Source organism: Mycobacterium sp. 48b (assembly GCF_048282725.1).
GTDB lineage: Bacteria > Actinomycetota > Actinomycetes > Mycobacteriales > Mycobacteriaceae > Mycobacterium.
This window is the reverse complement of record NZ_JBLVUL010000001.1, coordinates 2,184,338-2,198,331: the sequence shown is the minus strand read 5'-3', so window position 1 is coordinate 2,198,331 and position 13,994 is coordinate 2,184,338. Positions and strand designations below refer to the sequence as shown.

20 protein-coding genes are annotated in these 13,994 nt (G+C 62.5%); 7 read left to right on the top strand and 13 right to left on the bottom strand.

The features are described 5' to 3' along the window. The first annotated feature begins 34 nt into the window (after nucleotides 1–34). The 3 genes from ACNQR1_RS10700 to ACNQR1_RS10690 all read left to right on the top strand — a co-directional run bounded on the left by ACNQR1_RS10700 (nucleotide 35) and on the right by ACNQR1_RS10690 (nucleotide 2,066). Nucleotides 35–1,303: a tyrosine-type recombinase/integrase gene (locus ACNQR1_RS10700; protein WP_418045906.1), complete on the top strand. Its 1,269-nt coding sequence runs from the start codon at nucleotides 35–37 to the stop codon at nucleotides 1,301–1,303. A 173-nt stretch (nucleotides 1,304–1,476) separates the two neighbouring features. After that, the gene (locus ACNQR1_RS10695) at nucleotides 1,477–1,674 is read left to right on the top strand and encodes a hypothetical protein (protein ID WP_418045904.1); all 198 of its coding nucleotides are present in this window, start codon (nucleotides 1,477–1,479) and stop codon (nucleotides 1,672–1,674) included. A gap of 236 nt (nucleotides 1,675–1,910) precedes the next feature. Continuing rightward, nucleotides 1,911–2,066: a hypothetical protein gene (locus ACNQR1_RS10690; RefSeq protein WP_418045902.1), complete on the top strand. Its 156-nt coding sequence runs from the start codon at nucleotides 1,911–1,913 to the stop codon at nucleotides 2,064–2,066. Between the two features lie 181 nt (nucleotides 2,067–2,247). Here the strand turns inward: ACNQR1_RS10690 and ACNQR1_RS10685 are convergent, their stop codons facing one another. The 3 genes from ACNQR1_RS10685 to ACNQR1_RS10675 form a co-directional block, all read right to left on the bottom strand. Beyond that, nucleotides 2,248–2,736 carry a hypothetical protein gene (locus ACNQR1_RS10685; protein WP_418045900.1) on the bottom strand — a complete coding sequence of 163 codons (489 nt, stop codon included), beginning with the start codon at nucleotides 2,734–2,736 and terminating at the stop codon, nucleotides 2,248–2,250. Further along, nucleotides 2,733–2,948, bottom strand: a complete 216-nt coding sequence (locus ACNQR1_RS10680; protein WP_064914736.1) for a hypothetical protein — start codon at nucleotides 2,946–2,948, stop codon at nucleotides 2,733–2,735. Before ACNQR1_RS10680 ends, ACNQR1_RS10685 begins: the two co-directional genes overlap by 4 nt. A 94-nt stretch (nucleotides 2,949–3,042) precedes the next feature. Then, entirely contained in the window at nucleotides 3,043–3,519 is a 477-nt protein-coding gene (locus ACNQR1_RS10675) for a hypothetical protein (RefSeq protein WP_418045898.1), read from the bottom strand. Between the two features lie 119 nt (nucleotides 3,520–3,638). Between ACNQR1_RS10675 and ACNQR1_RS10670 the strand changes: the two genes are divergently transcribed. Genes ACNQR1_RS10670 through ACNQR1_RS10660 form a run of 3 tightly spaced genes read left to right on the top strand, consistent with a single transcriptional unit; the run spans nucleotide 3,639 to nucleotide 4,539 of the window. Then, the gene (locus ACNQR1_RS10670) at nucleotides 3,639–4,007 is read left to right on the top strand and encodes a hypothetical protein (protein ID WP_418045896.1); all 369 of its coding nucleotides are present in this window, start codon (nucleotides 3,639–3,641) and stop codon (nucleotides 4,005–4,007) included. Then, a complete protein-coding gene (locus ACNQR1_RS10665; RefSeq protein ID WP_418045894.1) occupies nucleotides 4,004–4,315 on the top strand; it encodes a hypothetical protein in 312 nt (103 codons plus the stop codon). Before ACNQR1_RS10670 ends, ACNQR1_RS10665 begins: the two co-directional genes overlap by 4 nt. Nucleotides 4,316–4,350: 35 nt before the next feature. Continuing rightward, nucleotides 4,351–4,539 (top strand): hypothetical protein, encoded by a 189-nt coding sequence (locus ACNQR1_RS10660; RefSeq protein WP_418045892.1) that lies wholly within the window; start codon nucleotides 4,351–4,353, stop codon nucleotides 4,537–4,539. Nucleotides 4,540–4,957: 418 nt separating this feature from the next. On the opposite strand, the gene ACNQR1_RS10655 is transcribed toward ACNQR1_RS10660, so the two are convergent. The 6 genes from ACNQR1_RS10655 to ACNQR1_RS10630 all read right to left on the bottom strand — a co-directional run bounded on the left by ACNQR1_RS10655 (nucleotide 4,958) and on the right by ACNQR1_RS10630 (nucleotide 9,012). Next, on the bottom strand, nucleotides 4,958–6,199 hold the full coding sequence (locus ACNQR1_RS10655) for an N-acetylmuramoyl-L-alanine amidase (protein ID WP_418045890.1): 1,242 nt from the start codon (nucleotides 6,197–6,199) through the stop codon (nucleotides 4,958–4,960). After that, entirely contained in the window at nucleotides 6,187–6,510 is a 324-nt protein-coding gene (locus ACNQR1_RS10650) for a hypothetical protein (protein WP_418045888.1), read from the bottom strand. The genes ACNQR1_RS10655 and ACNQR1_RS10650 overlap by 13 nt, the downstream gene beginning before the upstream one ends. Before the next feature lie 90 nt (nucleotides 6,511–6,600). Next, nucleotides 6,601–6,729, bottom strand: a complete 129-nt coding sequence (locus ACNQR1_RS10645; protein WP_396921705.1) for a hypothetical protein — start codon at nucleotides 6,727–6,729, stop codon at nucleotides 6,601–6,603. Next, a complete protein-coding gene (locus tag ACNQR1_RS10640) occupies nucleotides 6,726–7,109 on the bottom strand; it encodes a phage tail fiber protein (protein WP_065064461.1) in 384 nt (127 codons plus the stop codon). Before ACNQR1_RS10640 ends, ACNQR1_RS10645 begins: the two co-directional genes overlap by 4 nt. A 22-nt stretch (nucleotides 7,110–7,131) precedes the next feature. Beyond that, nucleotides 7,132–8,271: a hypothetical protein gene (locus tag ACNQR1_RS10635; protein WP_418045886.1), complete on the bottom strand. Its 1,140-nt coding sequence runs from the start codon at nucleotides 8,269–8,271 to the stop codon at nucleotides 7,132–7,134. A 453-nt stretch (nucleotides 8,272–8,724) separates the two neighbouring features. Further along, entirely contained in the window at nucleotides 8,725–9,012 is a 288-nt protein-coding gene (locus tag ACNQR1_RS10630; RefSeq protein WP_418045884.1) for a hypothetical protein, read from the bottom strand. A gap of 153 nt (nucleotides 9,013–9,165) precedes the next feature. Between ACNQR1_RS10630 and ACNQR1_RS10625 the strand changes: the two genes are divergently transcribed. Next, on the top strand, nucleotides 9,166–9,360 hold the full coding sequence (locus tag ACNQR1_RS10625) for a sigma factor-like helix-turn-helix DNA-binding protein (protein ID WP_418045882.1): 195 nt from the start codon (nucleotides 9,166–9,168) through the stop codon (nucleotides 9,358–9,360). Nucleotide 9,361: 1 nt separating this feature from the next. On the opposite strand, the gene ACNQR1_RS10620 is transcribed toward ACNQR1_RS10625, so the two are convergent. Genes ACNQR1_RS10620 through ACNQR1_RS10605 form a run of 4 tightly spaced genes read right to left on the bottom strand, consistent with a single transcriptional unit; the run spans nucleotide 9,362 to nucleotide 13,990 of the window. Further along, nucleotides 9,362–12,196 (bottom strand): hypothetical protein, encoded by a 2,835-nt coding sequence (locus ACNQR1_RS10620; protein WP_418045880.1) that lies wholly within the window; start codon nucleotides 12,194–12,196, stop codon nucleotides 9,362–9,364. Then, nucleotides 12,180–12,542 (bottom strand): hypothetical protein, encoded by a 363-nt coding sequence (locus ACNQR1_RS10615; RefSeq protein ID WP_064866905.1) that lies wholly within the window; start codon nucleotides 12,540–12,542, stop codon nucleotides 12,180–12,182. The genes ACNQR1_RS10620 and ACNQR1_RS10615 overlap by 17 nt, the downstream gene beginning before the upstream one ends. A gap of 3 nt (nucleotides 12,543–12,545) precedes the next feature. Continuing rightward, the gene (locus tag ACNQR1_RS10610) at nucleotides 12,546–13,628 is read right to left on the bottom strand and encodes a phage tail protein (RefSeq protein ID WP_418045878.1); all 1,083 of its coding nucleotides are present in this window, start codon (nucleotides 13,626–13,628) and stop codon (nucleotides 12,546–12,548) included. Beyond that, the gene (locus tag ACNQR1_RS10605) at nucleotides 13,625–13,990 is read right to left on the bottom strand and encodes a hypothetical protein (protein WP_418020008.1); all 366 of its coding nucleotides are present in this window, start codon (nucleotides 13,988–13,990) and stop codon (nucleotides 13,625–13,627) included. Before ACNQR1_RS10605 ends, ACNQR1_RS10610 begins: the two co-directional genes overlap by 4 nt. Between the last annotated feature and the right edge of the window lie 4 nt (nucleotides 13,991–13,994).

Sequence of the window (13,994 nt, the reverse complement as noted above, 5' to 3'; positions counted from 1 at the left end):
TGTGTGCAGTGGTGTACACGATGAAGGGGGTTCTGTGGCATTCAAGTCGAGCAAGAAGAAACCGCCCCGCGCCAAAGGTGAGGGGTCGATCTTCCAACGCAAAGACGGCATGTGGGTTGGCAGTGTCGAGGTCGGCTACGACGAGAATGGGAAGCGGCGACAGAAACGCGTCTACGCCAAGGACTACCGGGCGCTGGTCGCGAAACTGGATGAACTGAAATCCGACACCCTCGATGGCCTCAATTTGGACCGCAGCATCACAGTGACGAAGTGGCTGGACTACTGGCTCCCCAACGTCCACCGAGAACGGATCCGCCCCACCACCTTCCGTGACTACGGGTACACCGTGAACAACATCTGCACGGCTGTCGGACACAAGAAGTTGGTCGAACTCACGCCGGCGGACGTGCGACGGATGCACACGCTCATCGGGAAGGGTGAGCGGCGCGCACAGAAAGCGCACGTCGTACTCCACAAGGCGCTAAAGGACGCTGTCGCAGAGGGTCTCATCAAGCGCAACGTCGTTGACGCCGTTGACTCCCCCGAGGTCCGCAGGAGTGAGCGCGAATCACTGCCCGTCAGCGATGTGCAGAAGATCCTCGCCTACGCCACCGAGCATCGCAATCAGATGGAGACCACCCGCTGGCTGTTCGCGTTCCTCACCGGAACCCGCCAAGGCGAGACCCTCGGACTCACATGGGATCGCGTGAACATCGAAGATGGCGCCATTGACATCACCTGGCAGCTGCAGCAGCTCAAACGCGCCCACGGCTGCGGAGAGAAATCGGGCGACACGTGGCCATGTGGGCGAAAGCACGGCGGACACTGCACTAACCCCAAGTGGGACATGCCAATCGCATTCGAGTACCAACCGCTGCACGCATCCCTAGCGCTCACTCGTCCGAAGTCGGAAGCGGGCAAACGGTGGATACCGATCATCGCTCCGCTGCAGAAAGCCCTAGCAGAATTGCACGCCGCAGACGTCGGGCTGAACCCGCACAATCTGGTATTCCATCGAGCTGACGGCGCTCCAGTCATCCCGGGCGATGACAGCCAGGCGTGGCATTCGCTACTACGTGACGCCGGGATCATCGGGCCGAAGGCGACGTTGCCGCTCCACACCACCCGGCATACGGCGGCGACAGTGTTGCGCGCGGCGGGCGCCGACGAGCAGACGAGGATGGAGATCCTGGGACACAACTCCCCCGAGGTGACCCGTATCTACGCCCACGCTGACCAGGCCAAGAACTCCACAATGATGGACGCGCTTTCGGTGCTCGTTCCCACGAAAGAATTGACGTGAGTGAATACCATCAGCGCATGGGGGATGACGCCGAGACAGGCGTGGGCTCGCGGGCATTGATCAGATCGAGTGAAATCGCACCCAGCTGTAGCGGCGAGACTTACACTGCTGTTCTTCGTAGACATTCGCCACAGGCGTAGTTGGACCTGATCAGGAAAGGATATCGTTGAGTCATGAGCATCATCGATCTGATCAGCACAGCGGGTCGGTCGATCAACCGCAAGGCATTCCTAATCGGGGTGGGGTCGTTGATCGACCTGAACGGCGTGGCCACCTACGAGGCGATGCAGGACCTGATGCCGGATCCGAAGCTGCGTCCGCTGCAGGATCTCTACTCGGATACCAACAGGACCCTGTCTCTCCCGAAGTAGCGCAGATAGCCGCGCTGGTACTCGCTCAAATCAGCCAACACCAGCACTTTCACCTGGCGCCGAGCCCGGACGCTGACCAACTCGCGGAACTCAAATCCAAGGTTCCAGAGGCTTACGAGCTGTGGATAGATACCACACGGAAGCGCAACGAGCACGAGCTATGGCAATCGAAGAAAGCCACACGCCAGCCCTACCTGCTGGCTTCGCTCGGTCAGTGGCTTGGCCTGGTCGCCGTCTTGGGTGTGCTGGTCGTCGCCGGTATCGCGGTGTACCTGGATCATGCCTGGGTCGGCGCCGTCCTGGGTGTGATCGATGTGATCGGTCTGGCTGCGGTGTTCAACGGCAACCAGGGGCGACGTCGACAGAAGGACTCCGACAAGGGCGAGGAGTAACGCACCCTTGAACGCAAAAGGACGCCCCATCCCGTTGAGAGGTCGGGATGGGGCGTCTCTTGACTTGCCAGTCGAGATCGATCGTATCGCTACATCATGACCACAGCGGTCAGCAATATCGCGCACATGCCGATGACGACCGCGACGTAGATGGTGCGGTGAACCTCTAGCTGAGGATCGGTCATAGCGGGTCGGCCCCGGGGTGTTCGCGCCGGATGAACGCGTTGAGCCGGCGCACCAGATCAGTATGTTCTTGCTGGGCCACCCGGTCGGCGCCACGTAGGTCCCCAACGTCGTCACGGATACCGCCAATGTCGGCACGAATGTCCCCGATGTTGCGGCCCTGGTCGATCTGCCGGGACCGCATCTCACTGACCTGGCCGTGTAGCGCGTTCTGTTTCTGCTCGATGCGGTCGAGCTGCTCGCGCATGTTCTCCTCTTCGGGGTGATCGTTCACGGTTTGTCGGTGAACGTCGTTGAGCATTTTGCGGTCACCTTTCCACCGCTCCCGGCCTCGCTTCTGGCCGCGGACGGTGATCACGCCGACGATGATGACGCCGATAGCGGCGATGATCGACGGGGTGATGGTGATCAGCATGCCCAGTAGGTCGATTCCGTCGCTCGGGTCGAATTGGTCGGCGGCGGCATTGAGGACCTCGGCCAGGGTCACAGCGTTCCGTCTTTGCGCTGCTTGGCTAGGTTCACCCCGGCAGTTCCGGTGGAGATCGCGCCGACGGCAGAGAACAGGCCGAGCCACAACGGAACCTTGTCCGCCTCAACAACGCCGTAGCCGACAGCGAATGCCAGCAGCGCAGTCGCCACCGAATACAGGTACAAGCGGGCTTTCGTGCTGGCAATGACAGCTATCAGCTTGTCGAACATTGGGGTCAACCTTTCGTATTGCGGTAGGCGAGGATTGCGGCGAGGGCGATGGCGCCGGCGCTGTAGAGGCAGCCGAACGCCATGACGACGTACATCAGGCGGCGACACCGCGCATCCACTCCACGTCCCCAGGTGTGGCGAACGTGGAGTAGTGCGGGTTCGGGTTGGCGGCGAGGAACATGATCGCGTCGAAAGCTGCCTTGACCGCGGCGAATCCCTCACCGACCGGGTTGCCGAACAGTGCGAGCACGCGGGAGAACAGCGACAACGGTCCGCCCACCCAGGAGTTCTCTGTGATGATCTTGGCGATGGCCGTCTGATCCTTGCCGGCAGAGTCGTCACCGACCTCGGCGAACATGTCGTCGTCGTTGGCGTTCTCAGCCCACCTGTCCCCGATACCCTCAGCGTTGGCGTCGAACAGGCGGTCCATGATGCCGTGCGTCCCGAGGTCGGGCGGGCTCTGCGCCCACGCACACACCGCGTCCTTGGCCCGACGCGGGTTGCCGAACATCAGGCCGCGGCGGAAAGTCTTCAGCCGGTAATGCAACGGCGCGTTCGGATGGCTGGGCATGAGGCGTCTTCTCCTGAGCGAATACAGCGCCCAGGAGTGTGGCCTGGCGGACCGACAAGCCGGGGCGACCAGGCAAACTTCCTCTAGCATTGCTGCCATGGCAGGAGTAAACTGGTGCCATGGCAATTGGCTCGGCGGCAAAAGTGCGCAAGACTCGGTGCAAAACCGATTCCGAACTGGTGTTCCTCGACTACGGCAACGGTTTCGTTGAGGCCGCGCTTGAGGTTCCCGGCGACATTCCGATCACCATCGCGAAGGCGTCAATCCCGGAAGGCCGGCGCCGCGGCCATTGGATCGTGGTGGTTGACAAGGACTATTCCGACCCGATCGGAACGAAGGCTGCCGCGATGGAGCTGTTGGATGTTCTCGCGGCCGAAGCTCGCCCACGCGTGGAGCAATCCGAAAGGGACTTCCGCGAGCGTTGGCCGGTGGCACACGAAGGATTCGCGGTCTTCAAGCGTGAGGCGATGGGGCTCAAGGCCTCGTGACGGCAGAACCTGAGGGCGATACCCCCAACCGAACCGTTCGTATCCCCACCATCGAGTGGAACGCCGGATTGCGCGCCGCAGCCGAGAATGGCGAGAAGCTACCCGCGGTCATCCGGCGCGGAATCGCCTCGTATGTGGCCCAGACCGACGACGACTACCGCACCGAATACCGGGCGACATCGGTAGCCGACTCCCAGCTCGTTGTCATGGGCATCTCCGGCGAACTGGCCAGTGTTCGGCGCCAGTTCCCCGCCAAACACTGGCACCTGGAGTCATGCCGCCGATCGACCTACCAGCCCGTCAAATGACCCCAATCCGACACGCACAACGGCAGGAGTTCCCCATGAGCGCGACACCGATCACCATCACCGCCGAGATCCTCCCGGGAAAACAGGATCCATCGGCCGAAGCCCACTTCGCCAACGGTCAACGTGCGAGCCAGTACGCCCGGATGCTGGTCGACAGCGGCGACTACACAGGGGTCTATCTGGACGACGGCGTAACCAAGTGGCCTATCCGGCCGTCCGCGTAACCAATCTAGTCCACTCGCCGCGGAAGGAAATACGCGTGTCAACTGGCATGCCAGACCAGAGCTGGACGAGTGAATCAGTTGACGGCGAGGTATTAGTCCATCTCGCTCGACTCGCGATGACTGGCGACGAATCAGACATCGTGATGTACATCCGACGGCAAGCGCGCCGTCACCGCGTCAGTTGTCCGCGGACATCGCAAGCCCTCAATGCACTCGTGAGCGATGCGCCTGCTCCGAGTGCGCTGCGCTCGCGAGAGCCACGGGTATCCGTCCCGCACTGCATGATCTGCGGACGAAAGAACTGCTACCACATGGGGTGCGGACTGTGACCGGAACTAGCAGCGCATCGGTGTAACTCCGTGTAACCAACGTGGTGGAACACCACAGCTAGCCCAGTAGGTCAGCCAGTCGACGACAGTCACTGGGTCACGACCCCGGTCTTGCCGCGGTCCTCGCTGCCGGTGATGTGGTCGCGCAGCTCGGCCAACGTCTCCACCACCGTCTGACCGCCGAGGCAGTTCCACCTGTAGGTGAGCTGGTCATCGGCCGGCCCAACGACAACGGGCTTCGGCTCAGCAGGCGGGGTAACTTCCGGATGTTCACCGGGGAACTCGAATCCGTCGATGTCCTTCTGGATCTCGCCGCGGAACCAGTCCATGTCGAGGTTGCCCGGATCCCATTTGAACTGGCGTTGACCGGCGGGCCCGAAGCGTGCCCATTCACGGTGGGAGATGTTGTGCGACACGGGGACGCCGAGGTGCTTGGTGAGCGCGGCGCCGACGTCGCGCATGGAGATAATCTGCGCGTCGGGCCACGGCTCGCGGCTAGCGGTCGCCTCAGTCAATGAGGTGTCGCGGGGCCAGGCGCATTCGATGCCGATGGTGTAGGCGTTGGCTCCATCGGTGGGCAGACCGGGCCACGATCCGGCGCCAGCATGGTTGCACGGGCCGACAGCGACAATGGTCACGATGCCATCAGGTGCGATGTGAATCTGCGCGAGCGGCCCGGACAAGTCAGGGCGTCCGACGCTGATGGATTTGGGCTTCTCCGCTGCGTTTCCGGTGTGGTGCCAGATGACGCCCCAGATGTTGCCCATAGTTCCGCCGACACCGTCGGACTCCCATCCGGGCAGAGTCTTGAGCCTGTCCCCCAGTGCGGGTCGGAGTACGTCTTCGAGCCAGACGGGATCGCCTGATACGCCCACGGTGGTTCCTCCTGAGAGTCGGTCGTAGTAGCTCTGCGCTTCGGCCATGCGCTGCGCGTAGCGGTCGGGGAATGCGGACTTCTGGATCTGCTGCGCGATCGCGCCAGCCGCGGCGTCCGTGGTGTTCTGGTACGGGAGTTTGGCGAGCCGGTCGTAGAACAGGCCGGCGCTCTTGGTGGGGTCCTGGCAGACGTCGACCGGGCCCCACCACCAGCCGTTGCCCATGATCACCTGCTGCTGCAGGGGGCCGACGCTCATACCGTCGGAGCCGACAGCGTCATGCGGGAGGTCTAGAGAGCCGGGGACTTTCGCGTTCGCGTACACCGTGAGGTTCGACTCCACGAGGCCGGTAGCAATGCAGATGACGATGCCGCGCGGGGCGATGCCACGACGTTCACCTTCGTCTACGAATTCCTGGGCCACCTGATCTTTCGTGCGGTACATCAGGGCAGCCACTTCCGCAGGATCTCGGACAGGTCGATAACGTTGGACAGGCCGGGAATGTCGGGGTCGGCGTCGACGATGTTCTTGGCGACGCTCTCCGCGAGCTCAACAGCTTCCGGGAGGTTGGCGACGTTGGGCAGTGCATCCAACGCGGCCTTGATGATGCCGGATCCGAATGTTGGGAACAGTGCGATCAGATCGGGCAGGATCTCGGCCTTGATCTTGTCGAGAGCTTCGGCGCCGAGCTTCTGGATCTCGGGGTCCTTGGCGGCGGTGATGATCAGTTTGATGATGAAGTCCTGGAGCACGGCTGGTCCTTTCACGACGAAGCCCCGCACACCTGATGGGTGGCGGGGCGAAATTTGGAGGTGAGTCGAAGGCTTGTATTTGATCTAGGTGGCGGCCTGGAGCATTTAGATGTGGTGGATGGTGTCGCTGTCGCGGATCGTGTCGAAGATCGGGTGGCCCACGTAGAACGCCCACATAAGGAGCGCGGAGAGGCTGAGACCAGCCAGTGTGCCGGCGGCCAGGGCGCGGGTCATGACGCCAGCGGTGTGAAGCCGATGGAGTTGGAGCTGATGCGGATGATGTCGCCCGACACGCCGCCTTTGGACACCGATGCCTGTGCGGAGTAGAGGAAGTTGCCCGACGTTGAGGCGTCCCAGAAGCTCACGCCGGTGATGGTTTCCGATGCACCGAGGGTGTGTTCGGGGGTGTTGGACATGGCGATGGATCCGGATGCGGCGGCGTTCCATGCGCAGGCGTAGCGGGTGGTGACGGAGCTGCCGTTGCTGGTGCCCGCGGCGCCGGGGTCGCCGGTGTGCATCCGCGCGTAGACGGTGGCAGGCGGGGTGTAGGTGGTGTTGCGGAATGCGTGGTCCAACAGCTTGTTGGCGAGGTATGTGCTGATGCCGTAGGCCATGACGATCTCCTGGTTTGGTTGGTTACTGGTAGGCGTAGAACCACACTTGGCCGCGTGCTCCGGCGTTTCCGTTGGAGAAGGCGTTGCCGCCCCTTCCGCCCGCACCGGGGACGTTGGCGGTGGTTCCGGTAGAGGTGGCGCCGCCTGCGTAGGTTTGGCTGTTCAGGGAGACGTCTTTGCCGCTGTTGGCGTTGCCGGATGTGACGGCGTCACCGTTCTGGGTGCCTGATCCGCCGCGGCCGGTGCCTCCGGTGCCGGTGATGGTGTTGCCGTTGATGGTGGCGGTGCTGTTGCCGCCGTTGCCTCCCTTGCCCGCGCCTGTACCGGCCGATCCGCCTGCGCCGACAGTGCCGGTGATGGCGGTTTCGGTATAGGAGAAGTCGACGCCGCGTTGCAGTGTGTCCCAGGCGAATGCTCCGGCGTCGCCGCCTTGGGCTGGGGTGAACGCGAAAGATGCGCCGCCGCCCCCACCGCCGCCTCCGAGGACGATGCGGTCGACGAATTGGCAGTTGCGGGGGAAGTTGTAGGTGTATGCGCCGGTGGTGGTGAAGCTTGCGGCTGCAGGTAGGCCGGTGGTGGGGAATCCGAGGGTTGTGGCGCGGGTGGCGCTGATGGCGGTTGACAGTGCGATCTGCGCGAGCCGATCCAGGGTGTTGGCCCGATTCACGGTCAGCGTTTGGGCTGGGGCCAGTGTCGCGAGCCTGTCGAATCCGAGGCTGCGAACGGCGGTGAGGGTTTGCAGGGTGTCAAGGTTCGCCACACGACTGAGACCCAGCGTCTGGGCAACGGTCAATGTTTGGGCGAGGTCGATATCGTTCAGCTTCCCCAGGGACAGTGCGCGTTGCGCAGTGACGGATGCCGTGGAGTTGATCTGATATTTGCCTTGCAAGGCGACGTTGCGTGCGGCTGTGACCTGCTGACTTATCGCGATTTGCAAGATCGCTAGCAGGGACAGGTTGCGGGCCACAGTGACGGACCGGACAACCCCGAGCCCCTTTAAGGCTTGCAGTTCGAGGTTGGTGACGCATTCGACGGTGAGGTTGACTGGACCGAGAGTGAGCAGCACCGCCCACTCCTGGCTGCTCGTGCGTGGCGGGATGGTGGGGTCGGTGGTCCAGCCTGGTTTCGCGATGGGTGCGGGTGGGGTGGTGGACCAGGACACGATTCACCCCCGTCAAATTTTGGTGGTTCTCTAGACCCCGCCAGCGGCGGATGGCACAATCCCGAGAGGGGAAAATGCGTCACTGGGGGATGCAAATGGTGCGTAAATCGGCTGGCTGTGAGGTCGCTGACTGCGACGGCTCACACATCGCTGCGGGCGTGTGTCACAACGGCGACGGGCCACACAAGGCCAAGGGGCTGTGTAAGTCCTGCTATCAGCGCGCGCACCGTGTCTGCAGTCAGCGGACGTTGCCGAAGTTCCACACCTTGACGCCGGATGACGTCAGGGAGATCCGAGACCTGTACGCAACCCGGCAGTACAGCCAAGTCGAGCTGGGCAGAAAGTTCGGGGTCTCCGGTAAAGCGGTCTCAGAGCTCGTGAACCGGAAGACCTGGCAGCACGTGGCATGACGAAGGCCCCCGGTTTCCCGAGGGCCTTGCGTGCATTTTGGATTTAGCGCTGGTCAAACCAGTCGTAGATGTTCTGGATGCCCTGTTCGCGGCGTTGCTCGAAGTAGCGGTCCATAGTGCGCTTCTTGGCGGCCCGCCAATCCCCGGCGGGGTGGCCAGCGAGCTTTTTCTGGACCGGCACGCGCAGCTTGGGCGCGGACACCTTCGGCGCGGTCTGGCTGGATTCATTTTCGGATCGCGTCTTGCCTGCCTGATCGGCGGCCGCGGTGGGTGCGCCGATCAGGCCGAGCGAGCAGACGACAGCCGCGGCCGCGAGGGCGGTGCGTAGCATGAGTGAGCCTCCATTCCGGGGGTGGGCCGCGTGGCGGGCCGATGGTTCCTAGCCGGTTAGCCCGCCGCGCGGTGCCTAAGTGACACCCCGAGTGTAGCGTCGCTTGCCCGTCGCGTCCATCATTTAACAGGGGAAGCGCGCTACACTCAGCCTGTGGACATTCTCGAGGCCATCCGTGCCAACAGGCGGCAGCACCGGGAGCATACCGACGCCGCGAATGTCCTCGATTCTAAGTTGCGAGACCTTGTGAAGATGGCATTTAAGCAAGGACGCACAGGCCCCGAACTGGCTTCCGTCTTGGGGATATCCAAAGAGCGCGTCTACCAGATCCGTGACGGTAGGCGCTGACTCACACCCACTCAATGACTGTGCGTCCGGCGCCGCCGAAGCCGCCAGCGCCAGAGCCTATAGACGAACTGGTGCCGCCAGCGCCGCCGCCGCCACCGCCACCGCCGTTGCCACCATCGCCACCCTTGGTGGGTACCAAGGATCCGCTAGTGCCGTTGTCGCCATTGGCTTCGGTACCGGCACCACCACCGCCAGCCCCGGCCCTGCTGCTGCCGGTGGTGCCACCTGCACCACCGACGTTGGTCGTCGAATCGCCACCACTGCCACCAGCGGAGGCCGAAGCGGAGCATGAGCCACCGCCCGCGGCCGCGCCGTTCGGATTATCCGCTGCGGACTTGCTCGTGACACTGCCGCCGCCATCTGCACCGGCAGTGCCCGACGCCGTTGTTGCGGTCACGCCGGAAACGGTGGCCGTTCCACCGGCGCCACCGGAAGCTGTGGCGCTCCGGCCGCCGATTCCACCCTGCCCACCGCCAGCAGACAGGGACACTGACCCCGAGGAGAACGTCGATGCGCCACCGGTAGGTCCATTGCCTCCGTTGCCGCTAGTCACGCCAACACCCCCCGAAGTCCAGCCTCCACGCGTGACGGTGTAGGTACTGCCCAGCAACGCAACCGGAATCCAGGTGCGGAACACTTTCGCGCCACCGCCGCCACCCGCGCCGCCGAACGGAGAACTTGAAGCGAACATCCCACCACCACCGCCGCCACCCGCGCCAACGAGGGTGACCCAGCAGCCCTCAGCGCCATCCGGCACCGGCTGATTAGTGCGGGCAACGTTCGTCTCCGTGAACGCAACGAATTCGGACTCGCGCTGGCCAAAGTATGTTGCCAACACATAAGTTCCATCTGGGTAGCCCGAGACCACATTCAAGGCGCCACCGGAATTCTGGTACGCCTCGATCGAGAACTTGTCCGTCACGGCCAAGGAGCCCCTTGTGGCAACCTCCTGCGTTGCCCGAACCGAATTTCGAACCCCCCACGATGGGAAATCGGCTGCATCCACACCGTCGATGGCCGGTATCACCGACCCGCTTGTCAAGGTCCGCTTCATTGCCGACTGTCGTTTCCCAGTGGTCGACGATTGCCAGACCACCTGCGACTGGACATCCCACCAGCCTGCCTTCGGAAACGCCCACCGCGTATTGGTGCCGTCATCGAATGTCGCTGTCACACTGCCGGTCTGCTGCCACCCAGTGAGGGCGGTCGCAGTGCCGGACGATATGGATTGGTTCGCGGAAAGTGTGAACAAAATGTGTTCGTTGGGTACGGGAGTATCGTCGCCAACGCCTGGAACGTTGCCGAGCTGAGATAGTGGGACGTTGCCCGACGAATCCAGGGTCGCGACACCGTTATTCGCTCCCTTTTGCGACAGCGGAATCGCGTTCGATGACCCACCGCCGAACCACTGCGCGAACCAGTCCTTCACGGCCTGAACGGTCGCGTTGATCGCGGTCACCGCGTTACCTGCCAGAATCTCAACGATCTGGTTCGTCTGAGTCGCAAGGTCGGTCAGTCCGGTCACCAATGACTGCGACAGCGTGCCCGTGATGTTCGACAGCTTCCCCGCATCGAACAGGCCACCCGAAGTGATGTTCACCGTCTTCGCGGTGATCGCATCCCAGAAATCCTCCAGGCCATCAACCACAGTCTTCGGAATGTTCTGCAAGTAGGACAGGATGTCAGCGGCGGTATGCCCAGTTCCCGCGTGCCCGAGCGCATTCGCAATCGCATCCCGAATCGCCTGACCCGCATTATCCAGCGCATCATCAATGTCGTCGACCGTGCCGCCGACACCGCCCTTGAACTTGTCCCACGTCGCCTGCAAATCGTCGATGCGGTCCTGGATCGCGGCAGGCAACCCACCCGCCAACGGACCCGCCAAAATCCGCTTAAACTGCGGCGTGTTCTTCCAAAACACCGTCCCCGCAGACAAATCCTGCACCAAAGCCGGACGCACCGACTGCACACCCGCCGGAATATCCCACGACGTATCACCAAGAGTCACCGGCGTTGTGATCGACCCAGACGGATTCGAGATCGCCTGAACCGTCACCGGAGTAGCAGTACCAGACCCATCATCCGACGTGAACGTCTCCAACACATACCGAATCGACTGACCCACACCCGACGACACACCCGTGTACTTCACCGGAATCGTCGTATTGATCGGCTGACCTTCCTCAACCTTGATCACACCCGACGACAAATACAACGTCTTCGTGCTGCCATCCGCAACAACCTGCGCCGCCGACTCAGTCGCATTCCACGACCAACCATCCGACGACGGCACACTCGTTGCACTGAACGGCTCCAACTCATTCGGAACCGCCGTCGTCAACGCCATCAACGGCACACCACCACCAAACTGCGGCAACGACAAGCGCCCGAAAATGTTCAACGCATTCAACGGAGACGACGGGCCCAGCAGCAGATTCAACGGCAACATAATCGTATTGATCACCGTCTGCCACACCTCAGCCGGCGACGGCAAATCATTGAAATCCAAGCCCGCGAAAATCGGGCCCAAAATCGCGTTCAGACCATCACCAATCGCACCAACAACATCAATGATCGGCTGAATGAACGTCGACACCACGAACTGCCACACATCGCCGGCGTCAGGCAGATTCGACCAGTCGATCGACCCGAACATGTTCTCCAAGAAGTCCCGGATCCCCGTCAGGTCAATGCCGGTCAGATCCTTCAAGGCTGTGAGGAATCCGTCGACGATCTGTTGAATGTCGAACGGCGGCAACTTCCCTATAGCCGTGTCGATCCGTTGCGTCGGATGGTGCGTGATAGAGACCGGGTTCAGGTCATACGACCGGGGCATTAGCCGCCTTCCAGTTCCGCTCCGCCGCAACCCACGCCTTCAACTGATCGTTGCGCCACTTGCATTCAGCGACCAACCAATCCAGCACCGCCTCATTCACACGCCCCGTGCTGGTCTGCTCAATCCACAGATAGTCAGCGGGATTCATGCGCAGAGACACCATGTGCTTCACCGTCTTCGGCGGCAGGTCAGTCACAGCGATCTCACGCTCTGCGTGGTCGATCAGCTCGAAACCCTCAGCCGCCAATGCACGCTCAGCGGACTCGCGCGCCAGCCATGACAGCACTGACCGGTCAGCATCCAGCGGGAATGGGCCCAGTGTGCGGAACGTTTTCTCGCGCGCCATAACTCAGCCCTGCGGAACCGTCTCGATGACCAACTGGGCACCGTTGGCTTTGTTGAAGATGTACACGCCGCCAAGGAACCCGTCGTTGTACAGGTTGACGTTGATCGTTGCCGTCTCACCTGCATTGACCTGCGCCACACCGTTGTCGGGCGACACCGCGGCGGTGGGATCTCCGGGGTCGGAGTAGTGAGGAAGGATCGTCGTCCAGTTCGACGAATTGCCGAACCCCCGGCCGATCAGCGTTCCCGAGATGGGGTCACCAAGCCGGACTTCCACACCGATGGTGAGCGGGTCGGCGTCGGTCTCAATGCCGTAGCACTTGAGGTGCCCGGACACGTAGGGCACGTAGTCGTAGTCCTGGGCTTCAAGGGTGAACGACAGAATGGTTTGCCGCTGCGTGGCACCGGTGTAGTTGGTGAACGCACCCTGCGGAACCGAATACAGGCGAGGATGTTTCGCCGCGAAATCGCTGGGCTCCCACTTGTCCTTCACTGAGCTCCACGTCACCACTTGCCCGTTGAGGGGTGGCAGGGTGTTGTCGTAGTCCGCGGCCAAGACGATGGACGATGCGGGGCCTTGCGGTCCGGCCGGCGGATCGACCTTCACATGCACTACGGGATTAAGCGAGGTTCCCGACTGCTCGGTGGTAGTCCCAGTCCCGGGTGCAACTCGCTCGAAGGTGAACGTGACGTGCGGGGTCTCACCTGTCGCTCCCGGAGAACCCATCGCCTTCGCCACGTAGTGGGTGCCGGTCCAGGCGTAGACGAGGTTGTCGATCCAGAACGCGAACCCTGCGTCCGCCAACGTGAGGGGCCGGTCAAAACCGTTGGCGGCCGACGCGGTGGGCAGGTCTGCAGGATCGTCAATGTCGGAGTCCCACTGCATCTTCACAATGTCGGCAGGGTCGCCCTTGTCACCCTTGGCGCCCATGAGTGCGTCCATCGCGATGACCGCGTTGTTCTGGACAGCCTCCATGGTGGCGACCTGCATCGCAGGGGTGTCCCCGTCACCCACCACCCCGTACCAGTGGGTGTTGGTCAGGAACGAACCGAGGTAGACCGGATCGCCGGGAATGGGTGAGCTCACTTGAACGTCCCTTCAAATTTGGTTCGCACTTGCCACGGCATCGCGTCGAACATCGCGTCGAGATCCACTTCGTCGCCCACAGCTGTGACGAGCTCGGATCCTGGAATCGGTTCGGGGTCGGGCCAATCCACCGGAACCCAATCCCGCATCCCGGCCATCTGACCGGGTCGGTTCGGTACCGCGCGCGCTTTGATTACTGCCCTATCTGGGTGTACGTCGGCGCCGGCGCGGGCGAGGTGCCATGCGATTTGCGGCAGCTTCTCCCCCACGAACAGCAACTCGCCGGTTGGTCCGCGCATGAACATCAGGGCATCGGCCAGACGGTGCATGGCGTCGATCAAGTCCTGTTTTTCGGCAGGCAAAACA

Excerpts from the sequence above, each read along its gene's own strand:
- ACNQR1_RS10680 (WP_064914736.1), bottom strand. The coding sequence starts at position 2,948 with ATGTTCGACAAGCTGATAGCTGTCATTGCCAGCACGAAAGCCCGCTTG.
- ACNQR1_RS10645 (WP_396921705.1), bottom strand. The coding sequence starts at position 6,729 with ATGACCCGCGCCCTGGCCGCCGGCACACTGGCTGGTCTCAGCCTCTCC.
- ACNQR1_RS10670 (WP_418045896.1), top strand. The coding sequence starts at position 3,639 with ATGGCAATTGGCTCGGCGGCAAAAGTGCGCAAGACTCGGTGCAAAACC.
- ACNQR1_RS10675 (WP_418045898.1), bottom strand. The coding sequence starts at position 3,519 with ATGCCCAGCCATCCGAACGCGCCGTTGCATTACCGGCTGAAGACTTTC.
- ACNQR1_RS10695 (WP_418045904.1), top strand. The coding sequence starts at position 1,477 with ATGAGCATCATCGATCTGATCAGCACAGCGGGTCGGTCGATCAACCGC.
- ACNQR1_RS10640 (WP_065064461.1), bottom strand. The coding sequence starts at position 7,109 with ATGGCCTACGGCATCAGCACATACCTCGCCAACAAGCTGTTGGACCAC.
- ACNQR1_RS10660 (WP_418045892.1), top strand. The coding sequence starts at position 4,351 with ATGAGCGCGACACCGATCACCATCACCGCCGAGATCCTCCCGGGAAAA.
- ACNQR1_RS10615 (WP_064866905.1), bottom strand. The coding sequence starts at position 12,542 with ATGGCGCGCGAGAAAACGTTCCGCACACTGGGCCCATTCCCGCTGGAT.
- ACNQR1_RS10620 (WP_418045880.1), bottom strand. The coding sequence starts at position 12,196 with ATGCCCCGGTCGTATGACCTGAACCCGGTCTCTATCACGCACCATCCG.
- ACNQR1_RS10630 (WP_418045884.1), bottom strand. The coding sequence starts at position 9,012 with ATGCTACGCACCGCCCTCGCGGCCGCGGCTGTCGTCTGCTCGCTCGGC.